A 14574-nucleotide genomic window follows, 5' to 3' on the forward strand; every position below is an offset into this window, starting at 1 on the left:
TCCTCTTCCGGAGACGCCGATGAACGCCCCCGCCCCCATCTCCCGCGCCGCCCTGCCGGAGCTGGCGCTGGCGGCGCTCGGCGCGGTCACGGCGGCGGTGCAGCCGTTCTCGGATCTGGCGCTGCCGGCCGCGGTCGCGGCGCTGCGGGCCGAGCCGGAGCCGGGGGACCGGGCGCTGGCGCGCCTCGCCGACGCGCTGGGGCTGTCGGACGCGGAGCTGATGGCGGCGGCCCTGATCCTCGCCGCCGAGACCGACGCCGAGGCCGCCCGCGCGGTGGCCGAGGCGCAGGCGCCGCTGGGCGGCTCGCGCCCGCTGGCGGGGCTGGCGGCGCGCTGCTTCCAGGCGCTGGGGGCGACGCCGGAGGGGCTGGCCGCCGGCCGCGCCGCCGCCGCAGGCCTGATCGTGCCGGGCGACGAGCCCGCGGCCCTGCCGGAGCGCAGCCTCTCGATCCCGCTGCCGGTGGTCTCGGCCCTGCGCGGCGGCCCGCTGGCCCCGCCGGGCGCGCGCCGCCTGGCCGAGACGCGCCTGGCGCTGCCCGAGGCGACGCTCGCCTCCGCCGCCGGGCGCGGGGCGGCGATGGCGGGGACGCCCGGCCTCGTGATCCGCGCCGGCGCCCGGGCGGAGGGGCTGCGCCTGGCCTCCGTGGCGCTGCGCGCGGCGGGGCTGGCGGGGGCGGAGGTCCCCGCCGACGCGCCGCCGCCCGCGGGTCTCGGCCCCTGGCTGCTGGCGAGCGGTCTCGCGCCGGTCTATTCCCCCGCCCTCGCGGCGGGCGAGAGCTGGTCGCCCCCCGCGCTTGCGGGCTACGCCGGCCCCTGGGTCGCGCTGGCGGGGAGCGAGGGGCTGGTCGAGGCCGACCCGCCCCCCGTCGACTGGACGCCCCCCGCGCTCTCGACCGGGGAGCGGGCGCGGCTGTGGCGCGGCGCGGGCCTCGCGCCCGACGACGCCCTGCGCGCGGCGCAGGGGTTCCGGCAGGGCCCCGCCCGCATCGCCGAGGTGGCGGCGGGGGCCCGGGCGCGCGCGCAGGCCCGCGGCGCCGACGCGCCGGGGTGGGAGGACCTGCGTCTCGCGGCCGCCGGCGGGGCCGCGGGGCTGGCGCCGGCCGCCCGGCTGGTCCCCGGCTCGCCCTCGGACGCGGCGCTGGTGCTGCCCGCCGCCCTGCGCGAGGCGATGGCCGCGCTGGTGGCGCGGGCGCGGGTGCGCGACCGGCTGCATCTCGGGCTCGGCCCCGCGGCGGCGGCGCGGCCGCGGACCGGGCTCGCGGCGCTGTTCTCGGGCGAGAGCGGCACCGGCAAGACGCTGGCCGCGAGCTGGTTCGCCGCCCGGCTGGGGCTGCCGCTCTACCGCGCGGATCTGGCGGCGCTGACCTCGAAGTGGATCGGGGAGACGGAGAAGAACCTCGACGGGCTGTTCACGGCCGCGGCGCGGGCGGACGCGGTGCTGTTATTCGACGAGGCGGATGCGCTCTTCGCCGCGCGCACCGACGTGGGCGACGCCCATGACCGGCACGCGAACGCGCAGACCAACTACCTGCTGCAGCGCATCGAGAGCTTCGAGGGCGTGGCGATCCTGGCCAGCAACAACCGCGAGCGGTTCGATCCGGCCTTCACCCGCAGGCTGGACGCGATCCTGGATTTCCCGATGCCCGAGGCGCCGGCCCGCGCCGCGCTGTGGCGCGCGCACCTGGGCGAGGCCTGCGCGGTCCCCGCGGCAGAGATCGACGCGCTGGCGATCGGGGCGGACCTTGCGGGCGGGCACATCCGCAACGCGGTCTTCGCCGCCGCCGCACGGGCCGCCGCGGCGGAGCGGGGGATCGAGACCGCGGACCTCTGGCAGGGGATCGCGGAGGAATACGCCAAGCTGGGCCGCCCGGCGCCCGCCCGCATCGCGCCCCGCGCACGGGGAGGCGGGAGATGAGCCGGCCGCCGCTTCTGACCCGCCGCCGGGAGGCGTCCGGCCCGCCGGTCCCGCGCCTGCAGGGGGCGGCGGCGCTGGAGGCGCGGCTCGAGGCGCGCGCAGAGCCCGGGCGGCTGGCGGCGGGGACGGACGCGCGGCTCGACGCGCGGATCGCGGCGACGCTGGACGCGGGGCTCGGGGCCGGCGGGGCGGAGGCCGGCGGCCGCCTGCCGCGCCCCGCCTACCTGCGCCCGCCCGAGGGCCCCGGCGCCCCGCCCGAGAGCGATCCCCGCGCGCTCGCCCGCCGCGAGGCGCGCCACGGGGAGCGGGAGCGGGGAACGCCGGCGCCGCGCGGCATCGCGCGGGGGCCGGCGGAGGCGCGGGCGGGAAGCGCGCTCGGCGAGGCGCGGGAGGACCCGGCGCCGCCGGACGGCGCGTCGGCGACGGGGCTGCGGGCGCCGGCCGCCGCCACGGCCGAGACGCCCGCGGCCGGGGAGACGGCGGCGCCGGTCTCCGGGGATGGGACCGTGGCCGAGGCGGCGACGGACGCCGCGGAGACCCCGGGCGAGGATGCCGGAGAGGCGGTTGCCGAGGGCGGAGACGCGGCCGCCGGGGGCGGCGAGGCGGGCGCCGCGGGCGCGGATGGGTCGGAGGCGGCGGCGGAAGGCGACGGAGAAGCGGCGGCGGAAGGCGACGGGGCGGCGGGCTCGGACGGGGAGGAGGAGGCGTCGCCGGAGGAACGGGCTCGGCCCGGGGGGCGCCGGCGCGGACGGGGCGGCGGCGGCGCGGCGGGCGGCGGCGGCGGGACGGTCGTCGCCGCGGCGCGGGGGAGCGTGCCGCTCGCCCGCCGGCGGCTGTCGCTCGACGCCTCGGTGGCGGGCTTCGACGCGCCCCGGCGGCTGGACGTCGCGCCCCGGACGATCCCGCGCCAGGAGGGCGAGGCCCCGCCGGCGGAGGACCGGGGCCCCGATCCGGCGCAGGTCTGGGAGCGGGCGGCGGCGGAGCTCGCCCGCCTGCACGGGCGCATCGGCGCCCAGGCCCAGGCCGATCAGGCCCGGTTCCGGGCGCTGGCCGAGACGCTCGCGGACCGGCGGCAGGCGACGCTCGACGCGGCGCTGGAAACCACGGACCGGGGGCTGGAGGCGGCTCTGGCCGAGGTCGACGCGGGCGAGACCGCGGCGAAGGCGCTCGCCGGGCGGATCGCGACGGCGGGGCGCAGGCGCATCGCCGGCGCCGCCCAGCACGTGCGCGACGTGCTGCGCGAGCGCGCCGAGGCGGTGGAGACGGCCACCCGGGACCACCGCGACGAGGGCGCGACGATGGAGACCTGGGCCGCCGAGCGCGGCGACGAGATCTCCGACACCGGCGACGACGGGGAGGCGGCGCTGACCGGGCTCGCCGAGGCGCCCGCGCCGCCCTGGCCGGGAAACATCCGCGGCGAGGCGATGCGCGGCGCGGTCGACGAGGTGCTGCAGACCCGGGTGCCGCCGGTCGCCGAGACCCGCTCGGAGAAGATGGGGATCGACCGCGACGCCCATGCGGCGCGGCTGCTGAACGCGGGCCTGCAGCTCCAGCAGGACCTGATCGCGGCGCTGGCGCCCTTCGACGAACTGCTCGCGGGCTTCCGCACCCGCGGGCCCGCGGACGTGGCGCGCCAGGAGACGGCGGCGCTCGGCGGGCTGGAGACGGCGGAGAAGCGCCTGAAGCGGAGCCTGCGCGAGAGCGCCGGGGCGGCCCGCGAGGCGATGGCCGCGCAGCACGCGGCCCAGCGCGACGGGCTCGTCGCCACCGCCCGCGGCGCGGCGCGCGCCCAGACCGGGGCGCTGGAGGCCGCGGGGCAGGCGTCGCTGGAGGCGCGCCGGGGCCTCGCCGAGGCGCAGCCGGCGACGCTGCGGATGCTGCGCGAGAGCCTGCTCGCCAACCGCGGCCAGCCGCCCGAGGTCTTCGCGCGCATCGTGCGCGAGACGGTGCGGACCGCCGCCGAGACCGCGGCGCGCAAGGTGCACGACCAGACCTCGACCCTCGACCGCGGCGCGACCGGGGCGCTCGACCGCGCCCGGGCGCAGACGGCGGAGGCGGCGGCGGGGCTGGTCGAGGCCGCCTCGCGCGCGGCGCAGGCGCTGGCGACCATGGGGTCCGAGACCGCGCAGGGGCTGACAGAGGCCGCCGAGTCCTCCCGCCCCGGCGTGCGGCGGATGGCCGAGCCCGTCGCCGCCGTGCTGGCGCGCTATCCCGAGGAGCCGAGCGAGAGCTTCGACGCGATGGTGCTGGCGCTGGAGGCGGACCTGCGCGACGCCTGGACCACGCTGGAAGGCGCCTGGAGCACCGAGCCCACCCAGGGCGGCGGTGGCGGCGAGGGGGAGGGGGCCGAGACCACCCCCGCCGGCCCCCCGCAGCCCGCCGCCACCGTCGAGGCGCCCAGCGTCTTCGCCGCGCGCGCCCGCGCGACCGGGGAGGACGCGAAGACCGGCGACGCCCCGGTCGGCGCGCGCATCACGCAAGGGCGGGACACGGTCACCTCGAACGTCGCCCAGCGCTACAACGAGCTGCGCTCCGCCTTCGCGCCGGTGTTCCCCGACGGCGAGACCATCCTGCGCCCCCTGCGCGGCCTGACCGCGGCGCGGGGCGCGGCGGTGGAGGAGCAGCACTCGGGCGACCTGCGCGCCAAGATCCGGCGCGAGATGTGGAACGGCCTGCACACCGGCGCCACCATCCGGCGCAACATCGCCGCCGCCATGGCCTGGCTCGACGGCCGCCCGCAGGACGCCGTGCGCCAGGAGCTGGAGGCGGCGGTGGTGCTGTGGAACGACTCCGAGCGGGTGGACGAGGTGATGGCCTCCCTCGACCCCGTGCAGATGGCCGCCTTCCGCGAGAGCGCCGAGGCCTCGGGCCTGCTGACGGAGGTGGCGGAGGATCTCGACGAGGAGGACCGGGAGGTCTTCGACCTGCTGCTCGAGGGCGACGTCAATGCCGCCGAGGGGCTGCGGATGCAGGACCGCATGGCCGAGCTCGCCCGCCAGCGCGGCGACCGGCGTGCGGACGCGACGGTGGACCTGATGCGTCAGGCGGAGGGGCGGGCGGGAAGCTCGGCGCTGGCCGGCGCGACCGAGTTCGACACCGCCGAGGAGACCGAGGCCCGCCGCGAGGCCGCCTGGCAGGAGATCCTGACCGCCGCGGGAAACGCCGCCCCCGTCCAGCGCGGCGCCGACGGCGAGCCGCTGACCGGGCGCGAGGCGCTGATCGCCTACGCCACGCGCGACGTGGTCTATTACGAGAACACCGGCGGCCCCGAAGGCGGCGGCGGCTACGAGCGGCGCGTCGACCGGGTGCGCGACGAGCAGCGGCTGCTGATCCGCAACCTCGCCGAGTTCCCCTCCGACAGCCCCGAGGTCCGCGCCGCGACCCTGCTGGTCGAGGACAGCCGCGCCGGCGGCGCCAAGGACGAGCGGGTGCGCCAGGCGCTGGACGATCCGGAGCTGAACGCGGGGCTCGCCAACCCGCTCGACCCCGAGGCGGTGGCCGCGGCCGGCGACCGGGCGGCCGAGGCGCGGGCCCGGCGCGACTACACCTTCCGCCTCCTGAACCTCTACCGCAACGGCCCCGACGCCCCCGACCGCGACCCCGAGGAGATCCGGCGGGAGCTGGGCGACAGCCTCGCCGAGGGGACCGACGACCCCTCCCGCGGGGAGTACCTGCGCGCGATGGCCACGGGCGAGCTGCACGACCCCGCGGTGGCGGTCGCCGCCTTCAACTACGCCATGGACGGCGCCGGCACGCGCGTCGAGGTGCTCAGGGCCCAGTTCGGCTCGATGTCGCGCGAGCAGGTGGACGCGGCGACCCGCGCCTACGACGCGGCCCACCCGGGGGGCCCGCCGCTCTACGAGCGCATCGGGCTCTTCGACGAGGGGAACTGGTGGGACTCCGAGACTTCCGGCGACGCGGCCAACGAGCTGGAGGTGCTGAGCCTCGGCGTGCCCCGCAACGACCGCGAGCGGATGGAGGCGGCGGCCCTGACCGCCCGCCAGCAGCAGGAAAGCGCCGACAGCTCCTGGTTCGGGCCGACCGCGGGGGGCGAGCAGTACGAGCGGCTGGGCGCCAACTACCGGGCGCTTCTGGACGCGGCGGGGGTGGAGGAGGGCGACTTCGACGCCCACGGCCGCCTGCGCATCCCCGACGGCGACGGCGGCACGGTCACGCTGGGGAATTTCGACGAGACGGGCGGCTTCCGGCCGCCGCCGGGGACGGACGCCACCGCGCTGGCGCAGGCGATGATCGGCGCCAAGGGCGCGGCCGAGGGCTACAAGCAGGCCGTCGACAGCGTCGCCAACGTGATCTCGACGGCGATCGTGCTGACCGCGGCGGTGGCGACCACGGCGCTGACCGGGGGGGCTGCGGCCTCGATCTGGCTGCCGGTGCTGGTGACGATGGGGGCGGGCGTCGCCGCGATGGGCGTCAACGCCGCGATCAAGGGCAACCGCTACGGGCACGAGGAGATGGCCCAGGACTTCGCCATGACCGTGGTTCAGGCCGCGACCGCGGGGGCGGGGGCGGCCATCGGCGCGGGGATGCGCGGCGGCGGCACGGCGGTGCGCGCGCTCTCGGGCCGGCTCTCGGTCGGGGAGAAGGCGCTGGAGCGCTTCGTGGTGTCCCAGGGGGGGCGTTTCGCGGGCTCGCTGGGGCTGATGGACGAGGTGCTGGTGGGGGGCATCTCGGGGGCGATGGGCTCGGGCGGGCAGGCGCTGCTGGACGACAAGGCCTGGGAGGAGGGGCGCTTCGGCGAGGAATTCACCCATGCCATGCTGCGCGGCTTCATGTCGGGGGGGATCTCGGCCGGGACGATGCGCCCGTTCTCGGCCGCCGCCGGCGGGGCCGAGCGCTACGGGGTCGGCGCGCAGGCGCTGATCCGGGGCGTGGGCTCGGGCGTGACCGGCTCTGGCACGGCGGCGTTCGAGCGGGCCTACGACCACTCCCGCGGGAAGGACGTGGGCAGTTTTCACGACGGGGTGACGGCGGTGCTGCAGGCCGGGGGGCAGGCGGCGGTGCAGGGCTGGGGCGAGGCCCATGCGGAGCGCTACGGCGACGACAGCGGGCTTGCGCGCGCCATGCACCGCCGGATCGTGCCGCGGCGGGTGCGCCGGCCCTCCGGCCCCTCGGGGCCCACGGGGGCGGGCGAAGCGGCGCCCGAGCTCGCGCCCGCGGCCCCCCGTCCGCCCGCGGCGGCGGAGGCGCCCCCGGTGGAGGCCGCGCCGCGCCCGCGCCCGGAGGGCGAGGCGGCGCCGCCCCCGGCGCGCAGGCCGCCCACCAGCTCGGAATCGCGCGAGCTTGCGGAGACGCTCGACGCGATGAGCGTGGGCATGGAGCTGGGCCTGAGCCCGGAGGAGGTCGCCCCCGTCCGCATCCCCGGGCCCGAGCCGGAGGCCGCCCCGGTCCCGCCGGCGCCGCGCCCGCAGGCCGAGGCGCCGCCCGCGGCCGCAGGCGCCGCCGCGGAGGCGCCTGCGTCCCCGCGCCTGCCGGCGGAGGCGCCCGCCGCCCCGCGGATGGCGGGCGAGGGCGCGCCCCCGGGCCGCCGCGGTCCCCCGCCGCTGCCCGAAGCGATGGGCGGCCCGCCCCGCCCGCTGACCCGCCACGACCCGATGCCCGAGGGCACGGTGATGCAGTCGGCGGACGCGACCTCGCTCGACGACCACCTGACCATGTACCGCGCCAGCATCGGCGAGGACCCCGCCCGCGAGGCCGCGATCTACCGCAACGCCGAGACCGGCGAATACATCGTGGTGCAGGGCGAGGAACGGGTGGTCTCGGTCGGAACCGGGGAGGAGGGGCTCGCCGGTCCCGCCGCCGCCGGCATGGCCCAGCGCTGGAAGGAGCTGCTGGACGCCGACGCCGGGCGCTGGGAGCTGGAGGCGCACCACCAGCCGGGCGTGGACCCGACCGACGGGCGGCTCGGCGCGCACCGTCTGCCCTCGGGCGCCGACGGCGACTTCGGGGTGCTGATGGGCGAGAGCCGGGCCGCGGGCGGCGGGGCGCGCGTCTCCGAGATCAACGTGGGCGGGGAGCTCCAGCCCTCGACCCGCTTCGCCTACGACCCCGACAGCCCCGACGCCCGCTTCCGGGTCGAGTTCCACGACCCCCGCACCGGGCGCACGGAGGCGCACGCCTTCCCCACGCTCGACGCCTACGCCCGCTGGTTCATGGCCGAGACGGGCCGCGCCATGCCCACCGCCTTCGACGAGGGCCCGGCGCAGACGCTGCTGCACGGCACCCACTCCGGCCACGCCGGGACCATCCGGCGCGAGGGCGTGGACGTGGCCCGGGCGGCGGCGGCGGAGCAGGACTTCGGGCAGGGCTTCTACATGGCGCGCACCGAGGCCGACGGCCTCGCCTATGCCGAGCGCACCACGCGAAGCGCGCGCGGCCTCGCGCAGGCGGAGGCGCGCGGCCCCGACGACCCCCGCCATACGGCGGCGCCGGAGGTGATGCGCGCGCGCCTGCCGCTCTCCGAGCTCGGCTCGGTGGTGGACGTGCGGCCGGGGGGCGCGCACCGGGAGCTGTGGATCGAGTTCCTCGGCCGGCCGCTGCTGCCGATCGGCGCCGCGATGACCCGCGCGCAGATCGAGGCGGTGATCGCCGATCCGGGGGGCTATCCCTCGCACTGGGTGCACGTGACCACGCGGGGCGACCGGTCCGAGGCCTTCAACGCCTTCCTCCGGGCCCATGGCCTCGACCCCGACGTGGTGGTGGGGGACCTGGGCGGGCTGGGGACCACGGGGACGGGGACCGGGGACCAGGTGATGATCCGCTCGCCCCGCGCCGCGCGGCGGGTCTCGCGGGCGCTGGAGGCGGGGCCGGCCACGCGCGAGGCGCCGCTGCCCCCCGACCTCCCCCGCACGCCTGCGGGCGACGCCGGGAACGGCCCGCCCGCGCCGGCGGAGGCGGGGCCGCGCCCGCCCGGCCCGCAGCCCGACGCTGCAGCGGCGGCGCCCGCCGCCCGCGGGGCGCTGGCCGAGGCGGAGGCGGCCGAGGCCGCGCGGCGTCCGGCGCCCGAGGCCTCCGCCGAGGCCTTGGCGGCGGCGGCGGATGCGGCGGGCGCGGCCCCGGGCGCGGCGGCGCGCGAGGCGATGTCGCCCGTCGACCGGGCCTTCGCCGAGATCGACTGGAGCGTCGACGAACGCCCCCGCGCGCCGCCGCCCGCCGAGCCGGCCGCCCAGACGCCCGAGATGCGCGCCGCCGGCGACGCCGCCGTCGCCCGCGTGCGCGAGATGATCGAGGCGCGCATGGGCCCCGCCGCCGCCCGGCGCCTCGACGAGCTGCTGCTGGTCGGCGGCGACGACATGCGCCGGATGCTGCTGGCCGAGACGCATGACGGCCGGCTGCGCGCCCGCGAGCGCCTGGCCGAGCGGCTGGCCGAACCGCTGGGCCGGCGGCTGTCGCAGACGGAGGCGGAGGCGCTGGCCGAGGTGCTGGTCGCCCGCGCCCGCGACGACCGCCCCGACGCGCCCGAGGCCGAGCTCCGGCGCGAGGCGGCCGAGCGGCTCGCCCGCTGGTCCGAGCACGGCATGGGCGCGGACGAGGTCGAGGCGATGCTGGCGGCGGATGCGCGGCTCTACGACGATCCCTCGGCGCAGCTCGACGGGGCGACGAAGCGCTACGGCTACGGCCGCCTGCGGCGCGACGAGATGGCGGAGGCCGAGGCCCCCGTGCTCGCCGCCGCGCGCGAGCGGCTGGACGATCCCGCCGTGCAGGTGGAGGGGCGCGAGGAGCTGGCCCGCGCCCTCGACCACCCCGACGGCGAGGCGCTGCGCCGCTTCGCCTACGCCACCATGCCTCCCGATGCGGCGGGGGAGTGGGACCTCCTCGCCCAGTGGCGCGCCTATCGCGACCACGTCGCCGCCCACAACCGCGGGCTGGAGGCGGGCGCGACCCCGCGCGAGATCACCGCCGAGGGCTTCCTGGGCTACATGCGCGGCCACCAGCGGCGCACCCAGCTTCCCCGCGTCTCGGAGGTGGAGAGCGCCTTCCAGACCTTCGGCGTGCCCATCGACGGCGACGTGCATCCCGTCGACGCCCCCTTCGCGGTGCTGAAATGGGCGCAGGAGCCCGACCCCGACCGCGGCCCGCACGCCACCCGCAACGAGCCCAACGCCCCCGGCTCGGACCTGCTGGGGGTGAACCGGGAGACGGGCGAGATCCTCTACGTGGACGACAAGGCCTGGTCGGTGCGGGGCGGCGAGACCGAGATCGACGAGGTCCCCGCCCTGACCCGCACCCTGGCGCAGAACATGGAGGACGACGCCGACGCGCTCGACCTCCAGTTGCAGGCGCTGCGCGACGCGGACGTGGAGGTGGACCCGGTGGTCGCCGACGTGCCCCGCCGCCTGCGCGAGGCGGCGGCGGCGGTGCGCGACCAGTTCTCGCCGGAGAGCTTCGACCTCGAGCGGCACGGGCCCCGGCTGGCGCGGCTGATGGCCTTCTACGACATCCGCCTCGCGGTGACCAACGCCCGGCCGACCGAGCCGCGGCGCAGCGACGTGACCGCGAAGCTGAAGAAGGCCGGCGTGTCGTTCCTGACCGGACCTGTGCAGCCCTGAGGGGCGGGGTTCCGATCACGGCTGCGTGAATGGGAAACCTTTCCAATCCGGGGGCGTAGCTCTCCTCGACCGGCGCCGCATGCACGGGGCCGCGCAAGACAGGAGAGGTTCGATGACCGACATCCGCCGCGCCTCGGCGCTGACCGCCTTCGCCTTCGTCGCCTCGATGGGGGCGGCGGCGCTCGCCTCCTCCGACATGGCGGGCGAGAACCCGATGGTGGGCGGCGCGCCGATGTACGCCGACAAGACCATCGTGCAGAACGCCGTGAACAGCCAGGACCACGAGACGCTGGTCGCCGCGGTGAAGGCCGCGGGCCTGGTCGAGGTCCTGTCGGGGGAGGGGCCGTTCACCGTCTTCGCCCCCACCGACGCCGCCTTCGAGGCGCTGCCCGCGGGCACGGTGCAGACCCTGCTCGAGCCGGGGAACAAGGCGACGCTGCAGAAGATCCTCGCCTGCCACGTGGTCTCGGCCAAGGCCATGTCGGAGGCGATCAAGGGGATGATCGCCGACGACGGCGGCGTGCACCCGGTGCCGACCCTGGGCGGCTGCACCCTGCGGGTGTGGAACAACGACGGCATGATCATGATCGAGGACGAGCGGGGCGACGTCGCCTCGGTCACCATCGCAGACGTCGTGCAGTCGAACGGCGTGATCCACGTGATCGACACGGTGCTGCTGCCCAAGGGCTGAGCCCGCGTCCCGCAAACCCCGGAGCCCGTCCTACCGGTCTTCGCTCGCACCCACTCCCGCATGGCGGGGTCCGGGGAAGCGGCCGGCGTCTCCCCCGGCGCCGGCCGCGCCTGTTTCCGAAGCCGCGCGGGCGGCCGGGGACGGAGGCGGTCGCGCGCGGCGCTCAGTCCACGAAGGCCAGCATCCGCCCCGCGACCAGCGCCGGCGCCCAGCAGGCGAGGGAGATCGCGCCCGCCCGCCGCAGGCTCGCCGGCGAGGCGAGCGCCAGTCCCGGCCCGAGGTGCATCGCCAGCGCCGAGCCGGCGCCGAGCGCCACCAGCGCCAGCTTCCCCCAGAACAGCGGCTGCGCGGCGTAGTCCGCGGGCGCGGCCAGGAACAGCAGCGCGCCGGAGACGAGCGCGAGCGCCAGCCCCGTCGCCGCCGCGGGGACCAGCAGCGCCGCGAGCGGCGCCAGCGGCAGGTCCCGCCGCAGGCCGATCAGGCGCAGGTCCAGGGGCGCGATCGCGCCCACCAGCAGCGCCAGCCCCGCCACATGCGCCGCGCTGACCCAGGCGTAGAGCCAGCGCCCGCTGCGCATCGCCTCGGCCGGGGGGAGGGCGGCGAGCCAGTCCCACATGGGCCGCGGCTCAGGTGCGGTCGGGGTAGAGGTCGTGGGTGCGGCCGTCGATCACGATGCGCTCGGCCTTCATCAGCCGGTCGCCGACGTCGGCGGAGGGCTCGCCGACGAAGGTCGCCTCGACGCCGGGGGCGAGCATCGCCTCGGTCAGGCCCGCGCGCTCGTTGCGCCAGGGCTGGCCGACCTCGACGGTCCAGGTCTCGTCCCCGGCCTCGACGGTCAGCACGCCGTGGGGGTTGCCCAGCCGCGCCTCGCGGATCACGCCGGTGAGCTCGATGTTGTCGCCCGTGGTCCAGCGCCAGCCGTGGTGGGCGAGCGCGGGCAGGGCGAGGGCGGCGACGAGCGCCGCGCCGAGGGGCAGGCGGAGGGCGTGCATGGCGGATCTCCCGGGGCCGGTGGGTCGTGGGGACGGTGGGGGAGAAGGTCGGGCGTTCCGCCCGCCCGGTCCAGCGCGGTCGCGTCACGATGCCGGGAGGGGCGCGGGAGCGCGGGCCTCAGGCGGCGATCTGGACCAGCGCCGCGCCGGCGGCGATCAGGGCCATCAGGCCGGCGCGGGCGGGGCCCACCGGCTCGCGCAGGATCGCCCAGCCGATGAGGGCGGCGAAGATCACCGAGGTCTCGCGCATCGCCACCGCCTCGCCGACCTTGTCGAGCCGGGTGGCGAGCATCACCGCGCCGAAGGAGACGAAGGCGATCAGCGCGCCGATGAAGCCGCGCAGCAGCAGCGGCGGCAGGGGCAGGCGGTCGGCGGGCGCCATGCGCAGGCGGCGGCGGATCGCGAGGATCGGGAAGGTCCAGCCGTCGGCCACGAAGAACCAGGCGAGGAATACCAGCGGGTCGGCCGACTGGCGGATGCCCCAGGCGTCGTAGGTGGTGTAGGCGGCGATCAGGACGCCGGTCAGAAGCGCCAGGCCGATGGCGGCGAGCATCGTCTCGGACTGCAGCGATTTTCCGCGCAGGTTGAGGCCCGAGAGCGCCATGATCCCCCCCGAGAGCAGGGCGACGCCGGCCCACTGGCCGGGCGTGAAACGCTCGCCCAGCGCGAGGGAGGCGAAGATCACCGTGCAGATCGGCGCGGCGCCGCGGGCGACGGGGTAGACCACGGTGTAGGCGCCCCGCGTGTATGCCATGGCCTGCACGCATTTGTAGACGGTGTGGATCACCCAGACGCCGAGCAGGATCGGCCAGAGCCCGGGCTGCGGCCAGGGCAGGACGAAGAGGCCGGCGGTCAGCGAGATCGTGAAGACGAAGAAGTCGATCGCCCCGCGGCTGTCCCAGGGGCCGTAGCGCGACTTCTGCAGGGCCCCGAAGATCGCGTGCGCCACGGCCGAGACCAGCGCCAGCCCCAGCGCGACGCTGCCGGCGAGGGGCGTGCCCTCGACGGAGAGGATCCAGTCGGTCACGCGCAGGCCCCGCCGCTCGCCCCATCCGCCCCGGGCGCGCCGCCGGCCTGCCGCCGCGGGCGCCCCGCCGGCCCCGGGCGGGCGGGCGGCGCGGCGGCTCCCCCGGCATGCGGGCGCGAGGCCCGGGGCCGGCCCGGGCCCGGCTGACGCCGGGCGCCGCCGCGCGACGGGCGCGCCAGGGGCGGGCCGGGCGCCCGCGGCGGCGGGGCGAGGTCGGGCGCGGGGCGGGCGGGGCCGGCGGCGGGCGTGGCGGCGGAGGCCGGATCGGGAGCGCGGGCGGCGGGGCCGCCCCGGGTCGGCCGGCTGCGGGCTGTCGGGCGCGGCGCGCCGGACGCGGCCGAGGGATGCCTCACGCGTCGGCCCCGGTGAGGGCGCGGGCGAACTCGTCGGGGTCGAAGGGGGCCAGGTCCTCGATGGTCTCGCCCACGCCGATGGCGTGGATCGGCAGGCCGAAGCGATCGGCGAGCGCCACCAGCACGCCGCCCTTCGCCGTGCCGTCGAGCTTGGTCATCACCAGGCCCGAGACGTCGGCGGCCTTGCGGAACAGCTCCACCTGGCTCAGCGCGTTCTGGCCCACGGTCGCGTCCAGCACCAGCAGGGTGTTGTGGGGCGCGGTGGGGTCCTTCTTGCGGATCACGCGCACGATCTTCTCGAGCTCGGCCATCAGGTCGGCGCGGTTCTGCAGGCGCCCGGCGGTGTCGATCATCAGCAGGTCCGCGCCCTCGGCCTGGGCCTTGGTCAGCGCGTCGAAGGCGAGGGAGGCGGGGTCGGAGCCCTGGGGGGCGGTCAGCACCGGCACGCCCGCCCGCTCGCCCCAGACCTGGAGCTGTTCGACGGCGGCCGCGCGGAAGGTGTCGCCGGCGGCGATCACCACCTTCTTGCCGGCGCCGCGGAGCTGGGAGGCGAGCTTGCCGATGGTCGTGGTCTTGCCCGAGCCGTTGACGCCCACCACCAGCACCACCTGCGGCTTCTGGCCGGTCAGCGGCAGGGGCCGCGCCACGGGTTCGAGCACGCGGGCCACCTCGGCGGCGAGCAGGCGCTTGATCTCGCTCGCGCCGACCTTCCGGCCGTAGCGGCCCTCGGCGAGGTTGGCGGAGATGCGCAGCGAGGCCTCGACGCCGAGGTCGGCGGCGATCAGCAGCTCCTCGAGGTTCTCGAGCAGCGCGTCGTCGAGGACGCGGCGCTTTTCGATCAGCAGGGCGGCCACGGGGGCGGGTGCGGGGACGGAGGGCGCAGGGGCCGCGGGGGCGGGCGCCGTCTCGCCGCCGCGCAGGCGGGCGAAGAAGCCGCGCCGGGGCTCGGCGGGCGGGGGGGGGACCTCCGCGGGAATCTCCGGGGGGGGCGCCGGCGGCGTCTCACGCGGGGGGGCGGGGGGCGCCTCG

At 78.2% G+C, this 14574-nt stretch carries 7 protein-coding genes; 3 read left to right on the forward strand and 4 right to left on the reverse strand.

Annotated elements, in window-relative coordinates:
- The first annotated feature begins 19 nt into the window (after positions 1 to 19).
- The 3 genes from BM064_RS15385 (at position 20) to BM064_RS15395 (ending at position 11173) form a co-directional block, all read left to right on the forward strand.
- Entirely contained in the window at positions 20 to 1915 is a 1896-nt protein-coding gene (locus BM064_RS15385; protein WP_092860804.1) for an ATP-binding protein, read from the forward strand.
- Complete coding sequence (locus tag BM064_RS15390) at positions 1912 to 10482, forward strand: hypothetical protein (RefSeq protein ID WP_092860806.1); 8571 nt, start codon at positions 1912 to 1914, stop codon at positions 10480 to 10482. The genes BM064_RS15385 and BM064_RS15390 overlap by 4 nt, the downstream gene beginning before the upstream one ends.
- A gap of 112 nt (positions 10483 to 10594) precedes the next feature.
- On the forward strand, positions 10595 to 11173 hold the full coding sequence (locus tag BM064_RS15395) for a fasciclin domain-containing protein (RefSeq protein ID WP_218161050.1): 579 nt from the start codon (positions 10595 to 10597) through the stop codon (positions 11171 to 11173).
- Positions 11174 to 11336: 163 nt separating this feature from the next.
- Here BM064_RS15395 and BM064_RS15400 read toward each other — a convergent pair whose 3' ends face one another.
- The 4 genes from BM064_RS15400 to ftsY all read right to left on the reverse strand — a co-directional run.
- The gene (locus BM064_RS15400) at positions 11337 to 11789 is read right to left on the reverse strand and encodes a hypothetical protein (RefSeq protein ID WP_092860808.1); all 453 of its coding nucleotides are present in this window, start codon (positions 11787 to 11789) and stop codon (positions 11337 to 11339) included.
- A 10-nt stretch (positions 11790 to 11799) separates the two neighbouring features.
- Complete coding sequence (locus BM064_RS15405; protein ID WP_092860811.1) at positions 11800 to 12165, reverse strand: DUF6152 family protein; 366 nt, start codon at positions 12163 to 12165, stop codon at positions 11800 to 11802.
- A 118-nt stretch (positions 12166 to 12283) separates the two neighbouring features.
- Positions 12284 to 13192 carry a DMT family transporter gene (locus tag BM064_RS15410; RefSeq protein WP_092860813.1) on the reverse strand — a complete coding sequence of 303 codons (909 nt, stop codon included), beginning with the start codon at positions 13190 to 13192 and terminating at the stop codon, positions 12284 to 12286.
- Between the two features lie 349 nt (positions 13193 to 13541).
- Positions 13542 to 14574: signal recognition particle-docking protein FtsY (gene ftsY / locus BM064_RS15415; RefSeq protein WP_092860815.1), on the reverse strand; the 1033-nt coding region annotated here is incomplete at its 5' end.

Source organism: Albimonas pacifica (assembly GCF_900113695.1).
Lineage (GTDB): Bacteria > Pseudomonadota > Alphaproteobacteria > Rhodobacterales > Rhodobacteraceae > Albimonas > Albimonas pacifica.

Excerpts from the sequence above, each read along its gene's own strand:
- BM064_RS15390 (WP_092860806.1), top strand. The coding sequence starts at position 1,912 with ATGAGCCGGCCGCCGCTTCTGACCCGCCGCCGGGAGGCGTCCGGCCCG.
- BM064_RS15405 (WP_092860811.1), bottom strand. The coding sequence starts at position 12,165 with ATGCACGCCCTCCGCCTGCCCCTCGGCGCGGCGCTCGTCGCCGCCCTC.
- BM064_RS15395 (WP_218161050.1), top strand. The coding sequence starts at position 10,595 with ATGACCGACATCCGCCGCGCCTCGGCGCTGACCGCCTTCGCCTTCGTC.
- BM064_RS15385 (WP_092860804.1), top strand. The coding sequence starts at position 20 with ATGAACGCCCCCGCCCCCATCTCCCGCGCCGCCCTGCCGGAGCTGGCG.
- BM064_RS15400 (WP_092860808.1), bottom strand. The coding sequence starts at position 11,789 with ATGTGGGACTGGCTCGCCGCCCTCCCCCCGGCCGAGGCGATGCGCAGC.